Source organism: Spongiibacter sp. UBA1325 (assembly GCF_002306875.1).
In the GTDB taxonomy this organism is placed as follows: domain Bacteria; phylum Pseudomonadota; class Gammaproteobacteria; order Pseudomonadales; family Spongiibacteraceae; genus Spongiibacter; species Spongiibacter marinus.
Window position 1 is genome coordinate 391,949 of the sequence record NZ_DBTD01000006.1, and the last position, 19,643, is coordinate 411,591.

Genomic DNA, 19,643 nt, shown 5'->3' on the forward strand with positions numbered 1-19,643 from the left:
ACGTTAACTACAAACGTTAGTTAAACAATGTGTCGGCGCGGCGCCCGCGCTTCCACAATACGTACAGCGCTAAACCGCGCATGACCTCGCCTGACCAAAAGCCATAGAACATGCCGCTGTTGTCCGACGGCGACTCCCACGGCGACCAGCTGCCCGACATAGGGTGCCCCGGTGTTGGCACCACAATGTAGTGGGCCTTTAGCTCTGCGGCAGCCAACTCAATAAGCCGTGACAGTCCAGCCGCCTCGCTGCCTGCCATGGCGGCAAAGCAGGCACCGGCCAGCCACAGCCCGGTCATGTGCGCGGTAATGCGCCCCTGGGGGGCTTGGGGTGGTTGGTCTGAGGGGAAGGTTTCAGGCAGGCGGCCGTGGGTGCTGGCAAAGTCAGCCAGGTATACCGCCCAATTGTCGACGTATTGCACCAGCTTAGGCGGCACGGTTTTCCCTTGGCTGACCAGCTCTTGCCATGCACGCGCTGCCCAACAAAACGCCCTGGGCTGGTAGCCAGACCACGCCGTGCCGTCGCCCCAGTGGTACATTGTCCAGGTATTGGCGGGGCCGTATTCCACGGCGTCCCACCTGTCCCAAATATAGGCCGAGGCACCCGGCCCCAGCACGCCAAATTCTTGGTGGTACCACTGCTGCGAGTCATACAAAAAGTCCACGCAGTTAAGCAGTTTTTGCATATCGTTGGCGGCAAAGTCCAGGGTGTAGATCAGCGGGGATTGATAACCAGGGTAGGGCAGCCCATGCCATGCGCCCAACTGCTCTGACCCTTCCTGATAAATGTTGCTGAAGGGGATAACGCCGGGGCAATAGGCCAGGGCATCGTCGCGGGTGTTAAGCATGGTGCAGTCGCCAATGTGCGCCGTGAAGGCCGCATTGCCGCTTAGCGTTAAGGTGTAGTAGCGGGTGTAGCCGTCGTTGCTGTTAAACAGGGGCGGCACATCGTTAATACAGTAGTAGGTGAAGCTTTTGTTGGTGTCGCTGGCGTTTTCCAGCAACACCGTGAGCTGATCCACCAGGGTGAACACGGGGCCTGCTGGGTCGGGGTCGCTGGGGTGGTTGGGCTGATACCCGGAAAGCACCAACGCCGCTGGGTTAAGGGTAAACGTGCTCCACGCGCCGTTAGTATTGGGCAGCACCCAGTACCAGCGCCAGCCGTCGTCGTCTTCGAAACGTAGGTCGAACTCGGCATCCGCGGTGTAGGTAATGCTGGTTAGGGGGGCGGCACCAGCGGTTAGCAGCCAAAAGCCAATGATGAAGCCGCCGGAATCGTCGGCAAAGTCAGCGCGCACTACCCGTGCGTCGCGGTCGCTGAGTACATTGGTTTGCACCTCGTCAAACCACGTGACGGCGCCGTATTCGGTAACCGCTGAACCGTTGGCCAGAATGTATGGCTCGCCCGCGCCATTGGCCAACCGGGCAAACTTAGCCAAGGGAATGGTGTGCGCTACCGGGCTGGCCGACACCGAGGCAGGCAAGGTGGCCACGTACTGGGTGTCGCCGGTGTGTTTGGTGTCGCCAATGGTTAGTACCACCTCGGCGCTCAGCGGGGCGCCGTTGGTGTCTAGCCCGCCAAAGGTTGTGCGACACAGGCTTGTGCTGTCTACCCTGAAAAATATCGACTGCTGCTCCAGGGTAAGGTCGCCGTCGCGGCTTAGGGTGGCCTCCACATAACCGGCCGCATTGCGAATGTAGCTAACCTCCGCGTCGCCGGGGTAGGTGTAGTCGTAAGAAATACCGTCGGTAAACGGCGTATTGGCGAAGGTGCTTTGCCGGAAGAATTTATCTTGCGAGTCGATGAGCGTGTATTCGTGGGCGGTAAACAACACGCAGTCCAGCGCCTTTTTATAGTCGGCGTCGTCGGTGAGTTTCCAGAGCAAATAGCAGGCATCGGCAAACCACACTTCACCGTCGGCAGCGTTACCCATTTGGTTCACGGGGCCGGTGAGGGGCACATGCAACGGGCGGTTATGCTGCACCTCGTTGCGGCCAATTAAATAGCCGCCGTGCTCCACGGGGTTGCGGGTAGCGAAGTTAAACTTGTGCACGCCGTTTACCCCGGTGTCTTGCAGCTGCACCGTGCCAAACTCTGCCGGGGTGTGGCCCTGCGATACCACGTCGCCGTTGCTGTCTACTTTTTTGCCCGTCCAGGTAATGATCCAGTCCACGGGGTATACCGTGCCGTCGTTGTCCCAGTCGGTTGAGTTGTCGGGGTTTAGGGCCTTCACCGAGGCTTTTATCGAGTCGTAAGCGAGCGCACCGTCAAAGGCGAACGTGGCTTTGTCTAAATACTCGCCCCAGTAGGGCGCCCCGTGGGGCACCAGTGTTTGGCCGTTGGTAAAGGTAAGTTCTACCCCTTTCCAGCCCGCGTGTGTTGGGTCTTGCGGGTTTAGCGGGTAGTTGGCCAGCACCGGCTCTTTGCCGTTAACAATCCAGTTGGCGATCCAGCGCTGCGGGGTATCGGGGATGGCTTGCCCGCGATAAAAATACGTTACATACGCCTGCCAATAGGCCTTGGCCTTGTTTAAATAGGCGGTATCGCCGGTGGCCATATAGGCATAGCAGCAGCCAATAATTAGCAACGACTGCCCCTCTGTGGTGGCGTCGCCATTGGGGTGGTACTCCATGGCGGTGTTGGAAAGGTAGTGGCGGTTGTTCGCCAGCACCCCTTCTTCGTTGATAACAAAAAAGTCTTGCGTGGGGTCGTTGGTGGTACCCGTATTGCGCTCTAAAAAGCGCCGGTGCCCTTGTAGTAGGCTTAGCGCGTCGGCCACGTCGGCGGTATGTAAACGCATTACAGCCAGCCCCCGTTATGAAACCCCAAGTACCGGCCATTGCCCTGGGCAACAATGGTAACCACGTCGCTATAGCCCGCCTCATACGCCAGCACTGGCGGCTGGCCGCTGGGCCATAAAATGCCGTTGGGCCACACCACGGCATTGGCGCCGCTGCCCTGGCGCAGCGTTAGCTCCAGAGTGGCCGCGCTGTGGTTAAGTGGCAGGTCGCCCTCCAGCAGCAGCGTGGTGGTGGCTTGGGTTAGGGTGATGTCTACCACCTCGTCGCGCTGAATATCTATTGCCACATTGGCCGCCGCGTTAATGGTGCGGAATGCCCGGCTGCCATTCTTGGGCAAGGTAATGGCTACCGGGGCCAGCTCGTCGTTGTTCAGCGTGCCGGTTAGCACGTAGTTTCCGCCGGGGGCAAAAAACGCCAGGCGTCCATCGTTGGCGGTGCTGAGCGGGTTTTGCAACGTCGAGCTGCCTGACTCATTGGCATACAACGTGGCGGGGCTACCATCGCTGCGGGTAACGGTAATTTGGGCGCCCGCTGCGGGTAGGTTGGCACTGGTTTTTATTAAGCCTGAAAAAGCCGACAACATTACTGCACACCTCCTAATTGCCAACGTTCAATGTTGGCGCTGAACGCCCGCACCAAAAACAGTTGCTGGCCTGATGGGTCTATCCACATTGCGCTGACAGGGTGCCCGCCTGATGGCGCCGTACTCAGGTTGCGCAACGGGGGCAGGGGCGGCTCGAAAGCCGTGGTAAAAACGCGCTCGGTAAAAAAGGGCGTGGTGGCGTCGACATAGCCGTAGGCGCGCTCGCCATCGGGTTTGGCAAACGCGGCCGTTACTGTGCCGTCGCCGTTGCCGATTAGCTCGTCGGGTGTGCCAAAACCGCCGCTAATTGTGCCTGGAGTGTTTAAACGGCTGCGTAGCCATTGTCCTGTGCCGCTGGTGTAAAACAGGTGCTGACCGTCGGGGCTAAGCTGTGGGGCCGCCACTTGTGGCCATACCGTTGGCATGAGCAGGGAACTGCTACTAAAGCCGCCGCCCAGTGCCGCAGGGGTAGTCAGGTCGCACTGCACTAGCTGGTTTTGTTGGGCCACATTGTCGGCGTATACATACCAAAGGCGCTGTTCATTGGCGCTTACCCACACCCCATGCAAATAGCTGTCGCCAGGCGTGGCCAAGGCGGCGCTGGTCGCTAATTCGGTTGCACCGGCTAAGGTGAAGGGGGCCGCCAGCGCCAGTTGCACCAGCTCTTTGCGGTTAGAAAAATACAGCCGTTGGCCGTCTTGGCTCAGGCAAATGCCTGGCCGTGGGCCGTTCACCTGGGAGCCAAACAGGCCAAATGCCGGAATGCTCTCAACCAAGGTGGCGGTGGTTATGTCCCACGGGGTTTGGTGGCGGCCTGCTGCAAACAAATACTCTGCAAAGGGGATGGCCGGGTGGTAAGCCTCGGGCAGTTTCGGCTGCATATGCAGCGTTCGGCTGAGGTGCAGCTGGCTCATAGCGGGTAGTCTCGCAGCAGCGCGCCCAGCACCTGGTTACCGCCATTGCGGGTGGTAAACACCAGCTGGTGCCGCTTATTGGGGGTGAGCACAGGGGTAATGTCGCCAGGCCATATAACCGATGACGGCCATGTGATGTCGCCACTGTTTAGTGTGAGGTCTACGATCCACAACACGCCGCCCACTGGCGGCACGTTGTCGAAGGTGAACACGGTGTTGGCGTTAATGGTTTTTTCAAACCACCGGCCCTGGCTCAGGTTGATGCTTTGCGTCGCCACGTTAACCACCATCGACACGTTTAAAATCATCTCGTGCCAGTCGCTATTGTTGGCGTTGGGTTCGCTGGCTTCTACGGCCGCTACATTGGTTAACAGCATCCAGATGCTGCCTTGGTGGAAGGCGCTATAGGGCACCGAGGCCGCGCCCGACTGCGCGCTCCAGCGGCCCACAAAGTTGGCGGCGGCAACGGCGGTACCCGCCACGTCGGCGGCGGCTCGGGTTTCGGCGGCAGCAAGGTCTATGGCAGAGGTAACGGTGTTGATCTGGTCGACTACGCTGTTTAGCTCCAGGCTGCCTTGCTGTATGTCGTGCGCCCATTGGTCGGCCACGTCGTCGTAGTTGTCGGGCGCCAGCTGTCGGCTCGGTGGGGTTAAGTCCACCGTGAGTTTGCTGATACTCGGGATAGTCATTAACTCAGGCCTCGCATTTCAATATTCATTTTTGAGAACTTGCTGTTGCGCAATTTAATGCGCGGCTGTTGGCACAGGCCGTAAACCAAGGTGCCGTAGCGGCCGGTGTCTTCCCCGGCCAGCACAATGGGTTGGCCGCGCACTGAGGCAAACAGCTCTTTAATGGCCTCGGCGCTGTGGGTGGGTAGGCGGGCATCGATGTCCAGGTAGTCGTTGTAGCCGCCGGGGGCGTACTCGCTCACGCCAAAACTGTCGAACTCCATCACGCTGTAGTCGTCGCCACCGATGGTGAAGTCCCATTCGCCATCGCCGATGACGGTGGCACGGCCGGGCACAATTTCGCCGCATTTAACGGTGCTGTCATTGGGCGCGGTAAGCCGAATGGTGACCTCGGCCGTGCCGTAGGCTGGCAGGCCGGTGATCAGTATTTTTTTGGTACGGCGCACCGGCTCAAATAACCAGTGCCACATACCGCTTTGGCTCAGCGGCGCAACCAGGTTTTGCGCCATGCTGTATACCTCGCCCTCGATGGGGTCGGTAACGGTAATGCTGAGCTGGGAGGCCTCCATGCCGAACAGGGCAATGGCGTCGACAATGGCGCCGGGGCGCAGCGTTACGCTGATCTCGCCGCTGTGGCTGCACAGCTGGCCGGTGCGTCGGTCGAACAAGCGGTGAATATTGCCCGCGCCAAGGCGCAGCCATTTGTCGCTGTGGTTGGCCCGGTCGTCCGGGTTATTGCCCTGGTTATTGTTTTGCAGGCTTTCGTATTCAAAGTGGGTAACGGGACTGTAGGCGGTTTCGCCCAGCACGTAGTTTTTGCCGCTTTGGTAGTTGGGGTGTTGCGAGCCTACCGGCGGCACGGCGTGAATAATGGCGCTGTCGTCCACGCTCATGTAGGGGTGTTGGCTGGGCGTTGGGCGTAGCAGGATCATGAGGCCTTCCCGTTAACAATGCCCTGGCCTTCCCACAGTTGCAGTTTGCGGTAAATGCGTTGGCTGTGGTTTTCGGTTAGGTCGGTGTCGTGGGCGATCTCGGCGAGCTGGCCGTGTATGTTTTGCAGCAAGTCGACCATTGGGCGGTTGTCCAATCGGCTTAGGGTGTCGGTGTGGTTGGCAATGTGGCTGGGGCCGGTAAATTCCAGCTCTGGGCCCGCTTCGCCCACCACGCGCAGGCCACCTGCAAACCGGCCGCCATTGGCAAAGCCGGGCACCTTAAGGGCACTGTTGTTAGTGGCCAGGTGGCTAAGTGCCTCGCTTAATGACCACACCGCACTTTGCACACCAACCACTGAGTTATTGACGCCCCAGAGCGCCTCCAGCTCTTGTGCGTGTTGTTGGCGCAGGGCCGTTAACTCGGCCATTTGCTGGTTGTGTTGGGCGTCGGCCTGTTGCAGCTGTTGGTCGATCTTTTCCAGTTCGGCGTCGGCCAGTTCTTCGGCTTGTTCATAGCGGGTAAGGGCGGCGGTTAAACTTTGTAGGGTGGCAAGGCCGTTATCGATGCCGAGTGTGGCCTCCACCTGTTGTTGGGCAGCGGCGAGCTGCGCATCGAGCGCGGCCAGTTGTTCGTTGTAGTAGGCGTCGTTGGCGGCGGCTTGTTGCGTTAGTACAGCGCGGGTTTGCTGCTCTTCGGTGAGGGTGCTGCGGGTGCGCCCGAGCAGGTCGCGCATTTGGTTTTGGGTACGGTAGAAGTCGCGCAGGTAATCGGTGCGGTTGGTGAATTGGCCTGCCGCATCTTGCCGCAATGTGGCGAGTATGGGGCTTAGGGCTTCTGCGCTGGGTAAGTCGCCGCTGAGCGCTTGGCTAAGTTGTTGTTGAGCGCGCTGGCGGGCATAGCGGTCGAAGGCGGCCAGGTTAGGTTGCAGGGTTTCTACCGAGCTGGCCAGTGCACTGGCTAAGCGCTCTAATTGCGATACCTGCTCGACCACCTGGGCCATTGCCTGCTGGGTGTCGGTTTGTGCTTGCTGGGCTTGGCTTTGTAGGCGGGCGCGCTCGTCGTTTGCCCACCGTTTTAGCCCGGCAAGTTCGGCCTCTACCGCGCTGCGCAGGGCAGACAGGTTTTCGGTGATGGCGGCTTTTTGCGCGGCCAAACTGTCGCGCAGTTGTTGTTGCTGAATGGCCGCCACGTTGCGTTGGTGGGCGGTGAGCAGTGCTGCAAAGGCATTGGCCTCGCCACCGAGGATGTCGGCGCCAGCGGCAATGTAGCCGTTTAGCTCATTCAGTGCGGCTTGGTAGCGCTGGCCTTCTTCGAGCAGCTTACGTTCAAGCTCTGGCATACCCTGGGTGAGGGTGTCTTGCAGGGCGCTTTGCAGCAGGGCGGTGGCGTCGCGGGTGCTGTTTTCAATACGGCTGAAGTAGTCGTCGAGTAATTTGCTGGCACTGGTGAGTGTGGTGAAGGCTTGCTGGCCTGCCTCGGTGGTGAGGTCGAGGCTGCGAACCAAATTAACCACCTCTGATCGGATGGCGGGCAGGGCAAGGTTTAACCCGTTAAACAGTGCATCTACCTGGCCTTGGGTGCGGGTAAATTGCTCGGGTTCGGTGAGGGCAAAGTCGAGAAAGCCGTTCACGTTTTCAGTTAGCGCGCTAAGGCCGCCAGCTGCCAACCCAAGGGCGTCAGCCATCGACATTAACTCCAGCGGTGTTTGCCCGGCCACCAGCCCCAGTGAGTCAACAGCGTCACGCAGGACAAATGTTTCACCCGCGACGCGAGTAAGCGTTTCAAATAGGCCTTCGCCGCCTTGTTGGAAGTCCTGTAGTGCTGGGGCAACCTCGCCCACGATGGTGTCGCCAAGCGCGCTAAAGTAGGCCGTTACGTAGGTGTCTACTTGTTCGCTGTCCCAGCGGGGGTCGATCTCGAAGGGGCGTATTTCAATATCGGCAATTGCACCATCGATGGAAAGCCCCAGCGATTGAATGGCGGCCTCAGTGCTGGCGACTACCGCGTTTACCGATTGGGTATACAACTGCGCCAATGCGTCGTCGGCGCGATACAGTGACTCGTTGCGGGCGTTATAGTCGTCGGACTTGCCGTCGCGAATGCTGTTATTGGTGGCGAGCATTCGGTCGATAAGCGCGCCAGCGATAACGTCGCCTACAGTGGGGGTGATAAAGGCATCTACGCTGTAAGGGGCATCAGGGTTTGAGAACAGCCCCTCAGTGACCGCGCCGAAGTTAGTCCCTTTAAAGAAGTTATCAACCTGGGCGACGGTTTGGTTAAAGCCAATGAAGGTGGCCTCTATATTGCGCAGCGATTGCGCCATTTGCATGGTGTAGCCCAGCTGGGAGTCGGCCAGTGTGGCGAGGGTGTCCATACTTGCCGATAGCGAGTCTGAGGCGTCGGTGCTGCCCAGCACGGTGCCGGATACCAGGCCCATAGCGCTGCGGTGTGTTTGGTCGGCGGTGGGGGCGGTGGCGCCGCGAGAGCCGCCACTGATCAGCACGCCAATACCTGCCAGCGCGGCGAGTGTGGCCGCTAACGCAGCCAAGTTGGCGGGAAAGGGGGTGCCCACCATCGACGACGCGGCAGCCGCTGTACCGGCAGCGGTTGCCTTGGCACTCTCGGCCGCCACTGTGGGGGCCACGCTGGCTACCGTTGCCGCCGTTGCGGTTTGTGTGGCCAGTAATTTGGCCGCCAGTGCTTTGCCTGCCATGGCGATTTCAAACACGCGAAAGGTTTGCTCGGCCGCTTGCAATGCCTGGTAGCCCTTGCTGCCTTGGTCAAAAAACCCTTTGGCGGCACCAGTGATGTCGCCGTAGGCGCTGATCTGGTTTTGCGCTTGTTTGGCATTGATCTTGGCGACGTCTTGCGCCGTTAACCCTTCCTGCGCTTTTAACTGGTTGAAGGCATCCTGACGGTCGGCCAGTTCGTCCAGGGCATCGGCTACGCCATAAAGGCTGCGCCCCAGTTCATCAAACGCTTCGAAGGCATTGGAGCTAAAGTCGGTGTTTAAAAACTGTTGAACGGTGCTGGCCAAGGCCTGCTGCTTGGCGATTTGCGCGTTAATTTTTTGCTCGTTGCCCTCGGCCAGCGCCTGAAGCAGTTCAGCCTCTTCGTGTTGCAAACCGAGTAGGTTGCGCTGCACTTGCTGTTGGCGAAGGTAGGCCTGGGTGAGTTCGTCGGCGTGGGCGTAGGCGGCGATAAAGCGCGCTTCTTCCAGGCTGTAGCCTTGTGCCAGCAGCTGGTTTTGGTGGGCGAGCAAGGCGGTTTTTGCCATGAGTGCCTGGGTGGCTTTGTCGCTGGCACTCTCGTTCTGGGGCGTGCTTGGGTCGTTGTTGGGGCGGTCGAAGTCGGCCAGCTGCTTGTGTAGGCGCGCCAGTTCTTGCTCGGTGGCTTTTACCTTGGCAGCGGCGCCCGAGGCGTGTTCGGTAACGGTGGCAAAGGCGGCGGCGCCTGCCTGGGCCATGTTTACGCCATCTAGCATGGCGGTGCCAGGGTCGAAGGTGTTCCAGGCCTCGGCGCTGGCTTCGGCCTCGGCTTTGAAGTCGGCCAGCTGGGCGGTGAGGGCGTTAATACGCGCCTGGGTGGCCGCTTTGTCGGTGCCTTCGATGGCGGCGGTTACCTCGCGAATGGCGGCCTCGGCGTCGCGGGCAGGGTCGGGGATCAGGCCCAGTTCATCGCGAAAGGCATACAATCCGGCCGCTGCCAGAATGGCCACTCCGGCCGGGCCACCGAGCAGGGCAACCGCACTGGATACTGCCCGGCCCGATGCTGCAAGGGTGCGGTTGGCCACCGTGGCCGCACTGGCGGCGGTGGTGTAGCGCTGCATGGCCAGTGTTTCGGTATTCACGGCGGCGCTGTGCACAGCCTCTGCGCGGCTAAGCGCGGTGGTTGCTGCGGCCAGCTCCAGGCGCAGGGTCGCCATGCGCTGCACCGATAGCTGGCGGCCTTTGTCATTAATTTGCGCTTTAAGGCGCTGGGCCTCCAGGGCAAGCTCGGCGCGAATCGATTGCTGGGTGGCGCGGTAGCCTGTGACCTCGGTGGCGGTGGCCACACGCTGGGCCTGGGCCTTTTGCAACACGGCGGCTGAGCGGGCTTGCTCGGCAGCGGTGCTGTTAAGGGTAACCACGCTGCCTTCCATCACCTTTAGGTTGTACGCCGCTTGCGCCACGGTGGCGCGACCAATGGCCTGCACCACTGGCCCGGCAAAGCGGCCAACCAGGGTGGCAGCAACGAGCGTGGCAACGCTGCCAATATGCTCCAGGTCGTCGGCGCTGAGGGCGTCCAGGCTTTGGGCAGCGCCTTGTATCGATTGTGCCAGCGCCCCCATGGCGTCGGTGTTGTCGTCGATAAGGCCGAGGGTACGGGCAATACTGTTTTGCAGTGATGTCCAGGCGCGATCCACTGAGGTGGGTATGTCGGCGAATTCGCGGGCGATCTCGGGCGCTTGTGCCAACAGGGTTTGGAAAATGTCTTTGCTGAGGACATCGCCTGCGTTTACCGCCGCTTTAAGTGTGCCGGGCAACAGGCCAAGGCCTTGCTCGATGCGCTTGGCCACTTCGGGCAGCTGGTCGAGGATGGAGTTCATTTCCTCGGCCTGAACGCGGGGCGAGTTCAGCGCCTGGCTAAATTGCCGCAGGCCGTTGGTAAGTTCTTCGCGGGTGGAGCCGCCAATAACCCCGAGCTTTTGCACGGTGTCGGTGAGCACTAGCATGTCGGTGTTGGTGGCGCCCAGGGCTTCTTTGGAGCGGCTAAAACTTTGGAATTGCCCGGCGGTAATGGCCAGGGCAATGCCGTTGTCCTGGGTAATGCGGTAGAGCGCATTGGCGGTGCTTAGGTAGTCGCCGGTGCTGCGGGTTGCGGTGACCACGCGTTGATCCAACACGTTGAATTGGTCGGTAAGTGCAACGAACTGTTTAACCACGTACCCCACGCCCAGGGTGGTAATGACACTGTGCAGGGAGCTGTACGACTGACTGAGCTGCTGATTGGCGCTGGCGGCTTGCTGGCTGGCGCGGGTGTTGCTGTTAACCTCGCGCTCTAGCTGGCTAACGGCAGTGCGGGTGCCATCCAGCCCCCGGATGACTACCTGGTCGCCTTTCAGTTCGAGTTGTAGGCCAAACTTAATGTTGCTCATGTTGCTCGGCAAAGGTCTCCAGCGCGTGGTGTTGCAGTGTGTTGAGGTCGTGCCACAGTTGGTCGGTGTTAGCTTGGTTTAGGCCCCGTAGTTCGGGTAAGTAGCGGGCGCGCACCTCCACTTGCGCCCAGTCCAGCCCCAGGCGCAGTAGTTTGCCGTCGGGGGTCATGGTGGTTAGCCATTGGCGGCTACAGGCCAAAAACAGCGTGAATACCGGCCAGTTTTGCTCGTAGATAACAATGCCTGCTGCGGCCTGTTGGGCCTGCTCGTCCAGCCAGGCAAGGTCGGCTTCGCTAGCGCCCATTGCCCTGTATTGCTGGCGAATGCGCTCAACATTGCTAACCCGGCGTGGGCTACCGTTTAACTCTCGCCAATTGCTTGCCCAGCCTCTGGCGAGGTCTCGGAGTTTTTTGTGCGCACTACCTCGCCTGCCTGGCTGTCGCGGTGGGCCTTGATCACCGCATCGCGAATAATGCGCTGGCCCAATAACAGGCATTTGTTGTGCTCGGTGCAGGGCAGGGGCTTGCCGGTTTCGTCGCTGAGGTCGTCTTTCCAGCCCACCAGAATGTCGCTGTAGAGTTCTATTTGGTGGTCAGCGATGAGTGTGGCGGCGTCGAGCGGGGCGCTATTGTCGCTGGCCTCTTGGGCTTTAATTTCCGCTACTTTGGCGTTCATGCGCTCAAGCATGGTTTTGGCGTCGTTGTGGGAGAGGTGTTTAAACACGCCGGTAAAACGGTGGCTAACAAAGTCACCGTTGCTGGGTACTTGCACATCTACCGGCCATTCGTAGGTATTGAGGCTGGCGAGAGAGAATCCGAGTTTTGCTGTCATGGTGTTGGTTTACCTGTGTTGGGCTTAGCGGGAGGCAAAGCTGTAGTCGTTCCCTGGTGCGGTGGCAACGAGGTCGGCGGTGAGCACGAGGTGGGCAAGGCCTTTAATAAACGTGCGTTCGCAGTTGGTGAGCTGGGCGCGGGGCGCAGCAAACTCAATAATGCGGCCCTCGTGGGTTACGTCGACCCCATGCTGCATGGCAAAGGCGCCAAAGGCGTTTTGCTCGGCGGCGGCAAACCAGTTTTTGCTGCTAATGTCTGGCTCGCGCACGGTGACTTTGAGCGTGGCGTTGCGGCTGCTGTGAATGACTTCTTCGGTTTGAATGAGGCCGTGGTATTCCACTGGCTGGCCTTGGTCAATTTCCAGCGATTCACCATCGAGCGCCTGGCCGTGCAAGGTGAGTGTGGGCACGGTGGTTTTTGTCCACTTTAGTGGCTCGGGCACGCTGGCAAAGTTTACGCCGGGCAGGCCACCACCTTGCTTAACCGGCTCTACATACAGGCCCATGCCGGTAAATTGCAGGTAGGGCAGGCCGGTGGTGCTGAACACCCATTTAACGCTGCCGCGCACACCCAGAATGGCGTGCAGGTGCTCTTTGGCCAGGTAGTACAGCGAGCCGCTGTCTACGCTGGTGTCGACGAGGGTGTAGTCCACGGCGGTGCCAGCGGTGACCACACTAGCGTGGGAGGCAATGTTGAATAGGGTGGCAAAGTGCGGAGGTACATCGACATTTCCGGCACCGGCGCCGACCAGGTATACCTTAAACTCCACCCGGCAGTAGCAGTTAATGCGCACGCTGCCTTGGTTGCCTAAAAACCCGACAATGTTGTTGAGTTTGGCAACGTCGCCGTCCAGCGCGGTAATACTAATGTCGTGCACCAGCAATGCCTCGGCGCCAGTGGGGGTGGCATCGGTGCCATAGTTGCCCTCGGGTTTTAGGGCAAGCACTTGCTCTTGTTCGCGCAGCAATATTGACATGATTATTCAGCCTCCTGGGTGGGGTGTTGGGCGGCCGGTTTGGTGGCCGAGCGGTGTTTGCCAAAGTTGCCGTTAGCGGGGTTAAAGGTGTAGCTGCCGCCACGACGCAGCGCTTGCAGCTGCTCTGGTGTGGGGCGCTTGGCCGGGGCCGCTTTGGACGTGGCCGTTGTTGCTTTTGGGGTGGGCTTAGTCACTGCTGGGTTCCTCGTAGCGGTCGGTTAGGTATTCGTCTTGGTGCCAGTGGGCGGCGTCGGAGAAGTCGAAAAGCTGCGACGGGCCTCGGGTAAACGGGGTGTCGAACCCCGGCGGTGTCCAGCCGTAGAGGGCGTGTTTAATTGCGGCGCGTACTTCGTCCATAAGGGCGTTGGTGCGTTCGCGGCGGCTGTCGTTGGCAACACGTACCACGGTGATCACGGCTATGTGGTACACCCTGTTTTGCAACACGCTGGTTTGGGTGCCGTGCAGGTCGTCGGCGGGCACTTCGCGCAGCGGCACGACAAACACGGTTGGCGTGATATTTGGCACTTTTAACTTGCCGTTTTTTCGCAGCGCGGCGAATCCTGCTGCGCCTTGTATGTCTTTAATGGCGGCGATGTTGGCCAGCCGCGCCTCTACGTCGCTGCCCAGCATTAGAAGCTGCCCCCTGGGAAGGTGGGGCGGTTGCTAACAAATACGGCCTCGCCCACGGCCTCGTTACTGCTGGAAAGGTCTTGATGGTTGGCGCTGAGGCGGATCTCGCCTTTGGCCACCGCCTTGAGAAACTTGAGCGCTTGCTCGTAGCGCTTGTTCACTTGTTCGGTGGCTTCGTCGTCGTACAGGCGGTAGCGGGCAACGTCGCAGGCGTAGGCTTCGATGACTGGCGGCACGGGGGTAAGTGGCAGGGGGTAGCCGCCACTGGTGAGGTAAATATCGATCTCGTTACCGGCGTCGGCAATGGCGGCGTTGATTTTAGTGGGGTCGATACCGCCGCTGCCGTCTGGGGCCAGTTGTTCCAGCTCGTAGGTGCCAAAGCGGTCTGCCAATGCTTGCTGGCTAAGGTAGGCCATGCTTACTTGGCCTCTACCTGGCGTGTGGTTTCGCTAACGACAAGCCGAGGCTCCTTGTGCAGGGCGGCGAGTTGTTCGTCGCTAAGGGTGGTGCGGCAAAGGGTTGATGGCTGGCGGGTGAAGCGCTGCCCCGCGCGGCGAAGGGTGGTAACGCCACGACGGGTATGCACGACCACAACGGCCTGTTCGGTGGCCGGGGGGGTGGGGGGTGTATCTGTTGCTTTGCTGGCAGCGGTTTTGGCCGCAGCCGGTTTGCGCGCAGCGGATTTAGCGGGCGGCTTTGCATTTGCTGGCGGCTTGGCGTTTGCCTGCGGCTTGGCTGCGGGGGCTTTGGGGTTTGCCACGGTGTGCTCCTTTAAAAAGCCCCCACCCGGCATCGGGCAGGTGGGGGCAAGGGTGAATGGAGGTGCTGCGTTTAGGCGGCGCTTAACCAGGGGTTCATAACCAGTGTGGAGCTGTTGGCCCATTCGTTGGTTTCACCGCCTGCAGCGAGGGTGCTGATAATGATTTTGCGGGCCGCAGCGTCGGTGGTGGAGTTGACCATGGTGTGGGTGTGGCGCAGGCCCAGGGGGCGGCCATGGTCGCCTTGGAGTTTTTGCAGGCGGGTGCGCGCCGCTTCGTAGTTGGCCGCGGTGAACGGCTGGTTGCTGCGCACAATAAGCTGCCAAAGGCCGGGGCCGACATTCACGCGGGCGTCTACGCCGAACATAAATACGTCGGTGGTAAACACCTGTGAGTCGTTCAGGTTGTTAATGGAGCGGAAGTCGTACTCGCGGCGTTTTTGAAAGATCAGCGGCTTAATGGCACGGCTTAAGTCCATAACGTACCAAGCGTCGCCGCTGCCCCCCATGTCGTTAGAGACCGAGATTTCCTTGCCGTTTTTATCCAGCACGGGGTGGTCGGTGTCGAACAGCTGTTGGCCGTCGTAGCAAATGGGGTTGGCTTCTAACACTTCCACCGACAACTCCATAGGGTGCTCGCGAGAGCTGCGGCCCATTTCCTGGAATACGGGTGCGTACACACCGTAGGTGTCGTCGTCGATCTGGTCGCGGTTTACGCCTTCGGTGAGTTCGAACTTGCGGTTTTTAATCGAGAAGTCGCCAGCTTCCAGGCTGTGTACCACACGGTCGCCGATCCATTCACGCATGCGAGGCAGGCTTTTAAGAAAGGGGTAAACCTCTAGCGCGGTGGTTGACGGCACAACCGTGCAGTATTTTTCGTAGAGCATGGCGTCGTCGCCAAGGCTGGCAAGCCCTTGCTGAAAGCTGGTGTTATAGCCTTGGAACAGGGCGTGTAAATTGGCAGATGTTAAATCCATGGTGAGTGGCCTCTGGTGTAAAGTGGAGTGGCAGCGCTACAGAGCGACGCCGCTGGTGGGGTCGAGCAGTACCCACACGCCTTGGTCGTCGATGTCGTCGACAATGCCTGCGATGCTGCGCGTGCCGGTGCCGTCGGTTTTTGCCACGGTTTGGTTGTCGACCAGGTAGCACGTTTGGCCAAGGTCGGTGAGGGTGATCTCGTCGGCGGCGAGGCTGTTTTCAAACCGGAAGTAGCCGCGCTTCACGTTTGCGGTGGCACCGCCGTCGGGGCCGTTGGTGTTGTTGCATTCGTGGTCAAAACAGCCGAGGGTAATTTTGCCGGTGGCGGTGGTGGCGGGTTCGGCAAAGCCGGTGGCACTGAGTACCGCAATGGTGCCAGCCAGGGCATGCACGCCACTGGCAACGGGGTAGCCACGCGAGGTTGACGCGCGGGATGGGGTGTTGCGATTTTTGGTTGCAGCAGTCACGGTGACGGCCTCCTGTTAGGCGTTAAAGAAGGGCGGCGCGTTTACGCGGCGGCCTTATTCTTTTTGTAGGTTTCAGGGTCTAGGCCCATGTTTTTGCACACGGCCAGCTCGGCGGCGGTGAGTTCGCCCTCGTCATCGTTGGCGTTAGGCTTTTTACCCTGGGTTTGGGTGCCCTTTAGTGCGGCGATGGTGGGGGCGTCTTGCAGGTGGGCCTTCAGGGCGGCTAAGCCTTGTTCACGCAGCCAGTTGGCGGTGGCCTGGCCAGCAATGCGGCCGTCGTCCAAACCTTCTTTAATGAGTGCCTCGACCTCGGTGGTGTCGCCGGAGGCTTTTAGGGCAGCGAGCTGCTGGGTGGCTTCCTTGTACACGCTTTTTGGCACGTACTGGCTCAGGTCGGGCTCGGCGGTTTGGGCCGCTTTGCTTTTGAGTGTGGCGACGGCTTCCACGGCATTGCCTTGTTCGTCTACATCCAAGCCTTCGCGCAGGGCGGCTAGTTCATCGGCGTTGGCTTTCAGGGCGGCCAGCGCAGACTCAATGTCGGCGTCGGTGGCGTTTTCTGCCAGGCCGAGGGTTTTAATCAGTTGTTCGCGTTTCACGGTGTCGTCCTCGTTTGCAGGGTGGGCCGATGCACGCGCAGCAGCCATTGCAGCTACTGCCTCGTCGATGGCTGGGGTGTTGGTTAATGCCAGGTGGTAGAGGTCGAGCACTTCGCCGGTGGCGGCATCGTAGGGGAATACGGGCGACAGGTAGCGGTACTCGTCGTTGCTGATGGCGGTGGCGGCGGCGGTTTTCCAGTCGATGCGGCCGTATAAACCGTCGTCGCGCCATTCAAGCGAGCGGGGGTCGACCCAGCCTGATGCTGGGGCGGGCTGGCCATTTTTTTCGGTAAGCAGGGTTTGGTGTTCGTAGTCGACAACGATGTCGGTGCTGCGGGTGGCCGCGCGGGCAATAAGGCGATTGGCGGCGTCTTCGGTTAGCAGCCAGGGGCCGTTACCCGACATGGCGCCGCGCGGGGCAGTAAAGGTTCCGGCGGGGATCAATCGCTGAAGGGCATTGCCGGATTGTACCTGGAGGGCACACACGGCCACGCAAACGGCGTTGGATTTAAGAGCGGCTGTCTTTTTCATGCCGCCATCGTGGCAGCTGACGGCAGGCTGAATAAGGTGAAGGGGTTCAGCCGAGCGTGTGGGGGCGTTTGCGCACGACGACACGGCCTGTGCAGGCAAAATGGCCTGGCGCGAGAATCGCCTTGTGCGGGCTTACAGCACCTTGGCAGCTACCGTTGCCGCCAGCAAGGGGCGTGCGGCCCGCAGGCGGGGATTTAAACGGGGTTTAAACATAAATTGGATGTAGTCCGTCAGCGACTAATTAGTGATTAGCTAAACTTAAGCAATATTGAGATTGGCTAACTCATTTAATAACGAGTTCACAGGATTTAACTTTTCGCCCTTGCATGAAGTTTAACCTGAGCTGTTTTTGATCAAAGATTGGCTCGTCGGCGAAGATAACGGTCAGTTGTATGCCGTACATTTCAATCATCATACCGACTGACTTTTCATTTTTTTCAATTGGTGCAATTGCAACAGTTTGTGTTATCTGAAGCTCATCGTCTTGAGACATTAGGAAGTCTATTTTGACGTAATTCCGTGATGGCGTCTTTGAATAGACGAGATTTGCTAGGAATTCAGTTTCACAATTAGATTCGTATCTAAAGAAGTCTGCAACTCCCAAGTAAGTTTTTATGGCCCACCTTGATAGTTTTTCATAGCAAATTATTTTTTTGTGTATGGCAAATTTCTTTGCGCTTAATGTTGTACGGCTATTAACTAAATCCCTGCAATAGATTAGTGCATGCCCGAATGAAATTGCCTCTGAATCGTATGGCGAAAGAAGTTCATTGTGCTTCTTACATAAGCAATTTCTGGTTAATGCTTTCTTAGAAACGGTCTTCTCTGCATCCCTGAAAAATGGCGCATTGGTGACCTTAATCATCTTGTCTTCAAATAAACCTTGAGAGATATAGTGTTCTCCTGATTGCGTGCCACAGCATGGCGATACATCTTTTGCCCAGCATTTCATGCTACTAGTCCTTGTATAGTTGAGCTTTATGATTAGAGGCCTTATGAAGACCAATGGTCAACTACTACCCCACAATGTGGCCTTCAATAATCCTAACGACTTCGTCGCGGTCGTTACCTGAAAGGCCTAGCCAGGGGCGGGCGGGAATGCCTGCCTCTTCGCGGCCGTATTGGTGGCTGGCGCCATAAATGCGGTCGGTGCCGAACAGTAGGCCGAAAGGCGTAAGTTGGTAGCGCAGGGTGTCGCGCATAAAGGTGCTTTGTACCAGGATGTCGGTCGGCTGGTTGCGCTGCTGTTTGCGGGCGAGTGTGGCCGGGGCCAGTGGCGCCCAGGCGCTGCCGTCGGGGGTTTGCTGGGCGTCCCAACGCAGGCGGTGGGCAAGGTCTAGGTATTCGCCTATGTCTTGCAGGGCGGGTTGCGGGTGGGCGATGTGATCGATGAGCTGCTGTAGCGCGGTGTCGATGTTTTGGTTGCCGTGGAGTACCAACTCCAGAGTTGCACCAGCCATGGGTGGCTCCTATACTTGGGGTAACTCATTGCGCGAGCAGCTACCGCCTTAGCGACCGATCCTACGCGCAGAGAGACCACGGTGAGGACGGCGCTGTGGTTTTTGTGTTTATGGCGTTCGCCGATACAGGCGAACCCCTTGCCGAAATTGGGCGAGTTCGTCTTTTCTGTTTTGGTCTGCCTGGTAGGTGGTAATGCCTGCCCAGCCGTCGCGCCCCCATTCAAATACGGCCACGCCGGGTTGTTCTTGCCCGGCAATGTCAAACTCTGCAACGTAGCGCCGCCGCAACACGGGCTTTGCTGTGGCGCCGTGCCATTCGGCGGCTACCCAGATTTCGTCGGGGTCTTTCAGGGCCATGGCGAGCAGGGGCAGGTAGCGCTCGCGGCCCTGCTTTACTATTTTCCATGTGCCTTTGCGGGTTTTAAACAGCTCTTCCGAGATCATTAACGGTTCGCCGGTAACGTCGGTAAACGTGCGGGGGGCGTTTAGGTCGGCGTTAAACTCTTGCAGAAAAGCGCGCGCGTAGTCTTGCTCGGGTTGCCCGGCTGGCAGCAGCTGGCCGTGGTAAGGGCGCGGCGCTGGCAGTGGCTCGGGTGTTTGGTTGGGGGGGAACAGGCGCTCTGGTAAGCCCCGCACGGGTTCATCGAGCGGGGTGGCGGTGGTGCTGCGCAGGCGGCTGGCGCCGGGGCGGTATTCAAAGCCGGGGTCGATGCCTTTGGGTACGCGCACGGTACGCGGGTTGGGGCCGTTCACGCCAACGGTGCGGGTTTCGTATTCAATGGCTGGGGGTGTATCTAACACTTTCAGCCCAAGGCGTTGTACATCGCGCTCGGACACCATGAACTTCTTGCAGGTACAGCCCCAGCCATTCTGTGGCGTCCATACCTCCCACCAGGGGTTGTCTAATAGAACGACGGTGTTGTTGAGCTTAAGGTGGTCTTCGCGGGGGTCGCTGCTGCCGCCGTGGCGATACAAGCCGTAGGGTCGCGCCTTGCGCAGCGCTGGATCGGCCATCTGTTGCTCCCGGCCTGCCTGGTAGCTTTGGCGCAGGTTGGTTTCGTAGATGATGCGGGTGCGCCAGTTGCGGCCACCGTTGTAGGCCCAGCCGTGGCGTTTAACGATGTCGTCAAACGCCTGGCGAAAATCAGCAAGGGTTTTGCCTTCTTCGATAAAGCTGGCAATGGCTTGCTGGAAGTCTTCGATAATGGCCATGCGGTTGGCCCCGGCCACCACGGCAGCGTGGTCGTGCTCGGCACCGTAGAGGTCTGTCCAGGCGCGGGTGGGCATGGGCACCTTGGATCGGTAGATGTCGATTTGTTGCTGAAAAGGCAGGGAGCCGTAGCGGGCGCTGGTCATGA

Annotated in this window: 19 protein-coding genes; all 19 read right to left on the minus strand. The window is 59.4% G+C overall.

Annotated elements, in window-relative coordinates:
• Window positions 1–16 precede the first annotated feature (16 nt).
• Entirely contained in the window at window positions 17–2,800 is a 2,784-nt protein-coding gene (locus B3K78_RS07665; protein WP_286694967.1) for a hypothetical protein, read from the minus strand.
• On the minus strand, window positions 2,800–3,384 hold the full coding sequence (locus B3K78_RS07670; protein ID WP_286694968.1) for a hypothetical protein: 585 nt from the start codon (window positions 3,382–3,384) through the stop codon (window positions 2,800–2,802). Before B3K78_RS07670 ends, B3K78_RS07665 begins: the two co-directional genes overlap by 1 nt.
• Window positions 3,384–4,298: a TolB-like translocation protein gene (locus tag B3K78_RS07675; protein ID WP_286694969.1), complete on the minus strand. Its 915-nt coding sequence runs from the start codon at window positions 4,296–4,298 to the stop codon at window positions 3,384–3,386. The genes B3K78_RS07670 and B3K78_RS07675 overlap by 1 nt, the downstream gene beginning before the upstream one ends.
• On the minus strand, window positions 4,295–4,987 hold the full coding sequence (locus tag B3K78_RS07680) for a hypothetical protein (RefSeq protein WP_286694970.1): 693 nt from the start codon (window positions 4,985–4,987) through the stop codon (window positions 4,295–4,297). Before B3K78_RS07680 ends, B3K78_RS07675 begins: the two co-directional genes overlap by 4 nt.
• Window positions 4,987–5,919: a hypothetical protein gene (locus tag B3K78_RS07685; RefSeq protein WP_286694971.1), complete on the minus strand. Its 933-nt coding sequence runs from the start codon at window positions 5,917–5,919 to the stop codon at window positions 4,987–4,989. Before B3K78_RS07685 ends, B3K78_RS07680 begins: the two co-directional genes overlap by 1 nt.
• A complete protein-coding gene (locus B3K78_RS07690; RefSeq protein WP_286694972.1) occupies window positions 5,916–11,057 on the minus strand; it encodes a tape measure protein in 5,142 nt (1,713 codons plus the stop codon). Before B3K78_RS07690 ends, B3K78_RS07685 begins: the two co-directional genes overlap by 4 nt.
• A complete protein-coding gene (locus B3K78_RS07695; RefSeq protein WP_286694973.1) occupies window positions 11,044–11,361 on the minus strand; it encodes a DUF1799 domain-containing protein in 318 nt (105 codons plus the stop codon). The genes B3K78_RS07690 and B3K78_RS07695 overlap by 14 nt, the downstream gene beginning before the upstream one ends.
• A gap of 56 nt (window positions 11,362–11,417) precedes the next feature.
• Window positions 11,418–11,888: a hypothetical protein gene (locus B3K78_RS07700; protein ID WP_286694974.1), complete on the minus strand. Its 471-nt coding sequence runs from the start codon at window positions 11,886–11,888 to the stop codon at window positions 11,418–11,420.
• Between the two features lie 24 nt (window positions 11,889–11,912).
• Window positions 11,913–12,866, minus strand: a complete 954-nt coding sequence (locus B3K78_RS07705) for a phage tail tube protein (protein WP_286694975.1) — start codon at window positions 12,864–12,866, stop codon at window positions 11,913–11,915.
• 2 nt (window positions 12,867–12,868) lie between these two features.
• The gene (locus tag B3K78_RS07710; protein WP_286694976.1) at window positions 12,869–13,060 is read right to left on the minus strand and encodes a hypothetical protein; all 192 of its coding nucleotides are present in this window, start codon (window positions 13,058–13,060) and stop codon (window positions 12,869–12,871) included.
• Window positions 13,053–13,496, minus strand: coding sequence for a phage tail terminator protein (locus tag B3K78_RS07715; RefSeq protein ID WP_286694977.1), 444 nt, complete (start codon window positions 13,494–13,496; stop codon window positions 13,053–13,055). Before B3K78_RS07715 ends, B3K78_RS07710 begins: the two co-directional genes overlap by 8 nt.
• Window positions 13,496–13,912 carry a gp436 family protein gene (locus B3K78_RS07720; RefSeq protein ID WP_286694978.1) on the minus strand — a complete coding sequence of 139 codons (417 nt, stop codon included), beginning with the start codon at window positions 13,910–13,912 and terminating at the stop codon, window positions 13,496–13,498. Before B3K78_RS07720 ends, B3K78_RS07715 begins: the two co-directional genes overlap by 1 nt.
• A gap of 2 nt (window positions 13,913–13,914) precedes the next feature.
• A complete protein-coding gene (locus B3K78_RS07725; RefSeq protein ID WP_286694979.1) occupies window positions 13,915–14,256 on the minus strand; it encodes an HI1506-related protein in 342 nt (113 codons plus the stop codon).
• A 71-nt stretch (window positions 14,257–14,327) separates the two neighbouring features.
• Window positions 14,328–15,230, minus strand: coding sequence for a Mu-like prophage major head subunit gpT family protein (locus B3K78_RS07730; protein ID WP_286694980.1), 903 nt, complete (start codon window positions 15,228–15,230; stop codon window positions 14,328–14,330).
• Window positions 15,231–15,266: 36 nt separating this feature from the next.
• Window positions 15,267–15,698 (minus strand): hypothetical protein, encoded by a 432-nt coding sequence (locus B3K78_RS07735; protein WP_286694981.1) that lies wholly within the window; start codon window positions 15,696–15,698, stop codon window positions 15,267–15,269.
• Between the two features lie 41 nt (window positions 15,699–15,739).
• A complete protein-coding gene (locus B3K78_RS07740; RefSeq protein ID WP_286694982.1) occupies window positions 15,740–16,825 on the minus strand; it encodes a phage protease in 1,086 nt (361 codons plus the stop codon).
• 283 nt (window positions 16,826–17,108) lie between these two features.
• A complete protein-coding gene (locus tag B3K78_RS07745) occupies window positions 17,109–17,777 on the minus strand; it encodes a hypothetical protein (protein ID WP_286694983.1) in 669 nt (222 codons plus the stop codon).
• 64 nt (window positions 17,778–17,841) lie between these two features.
• Complete coding sequence (locus B3K78_RS07750; RefSeq protein ID WP_286694984.1) at window positions 17,842–18,285, minus strand: phage virion morphogenesis protein; 444 nt, start codon at window positions 18,283–18,285, stop codon at window positions 17,842–17,844.
• A 108-nt stretch (window positions 18,286–18,393) separates the two neighbouring features.
• Entirely contained in the window at window positions 18,394–19,641 is a 1,248-nt protein-coding gene (locus tag B3K78_RS07755) for a PBECR2 nuclease fold domain-containing protein (protein WP_286694985.1), read from the minus strand.
• Window positions 19,642–19,643 lie beyond the last annotated feature (2 nt).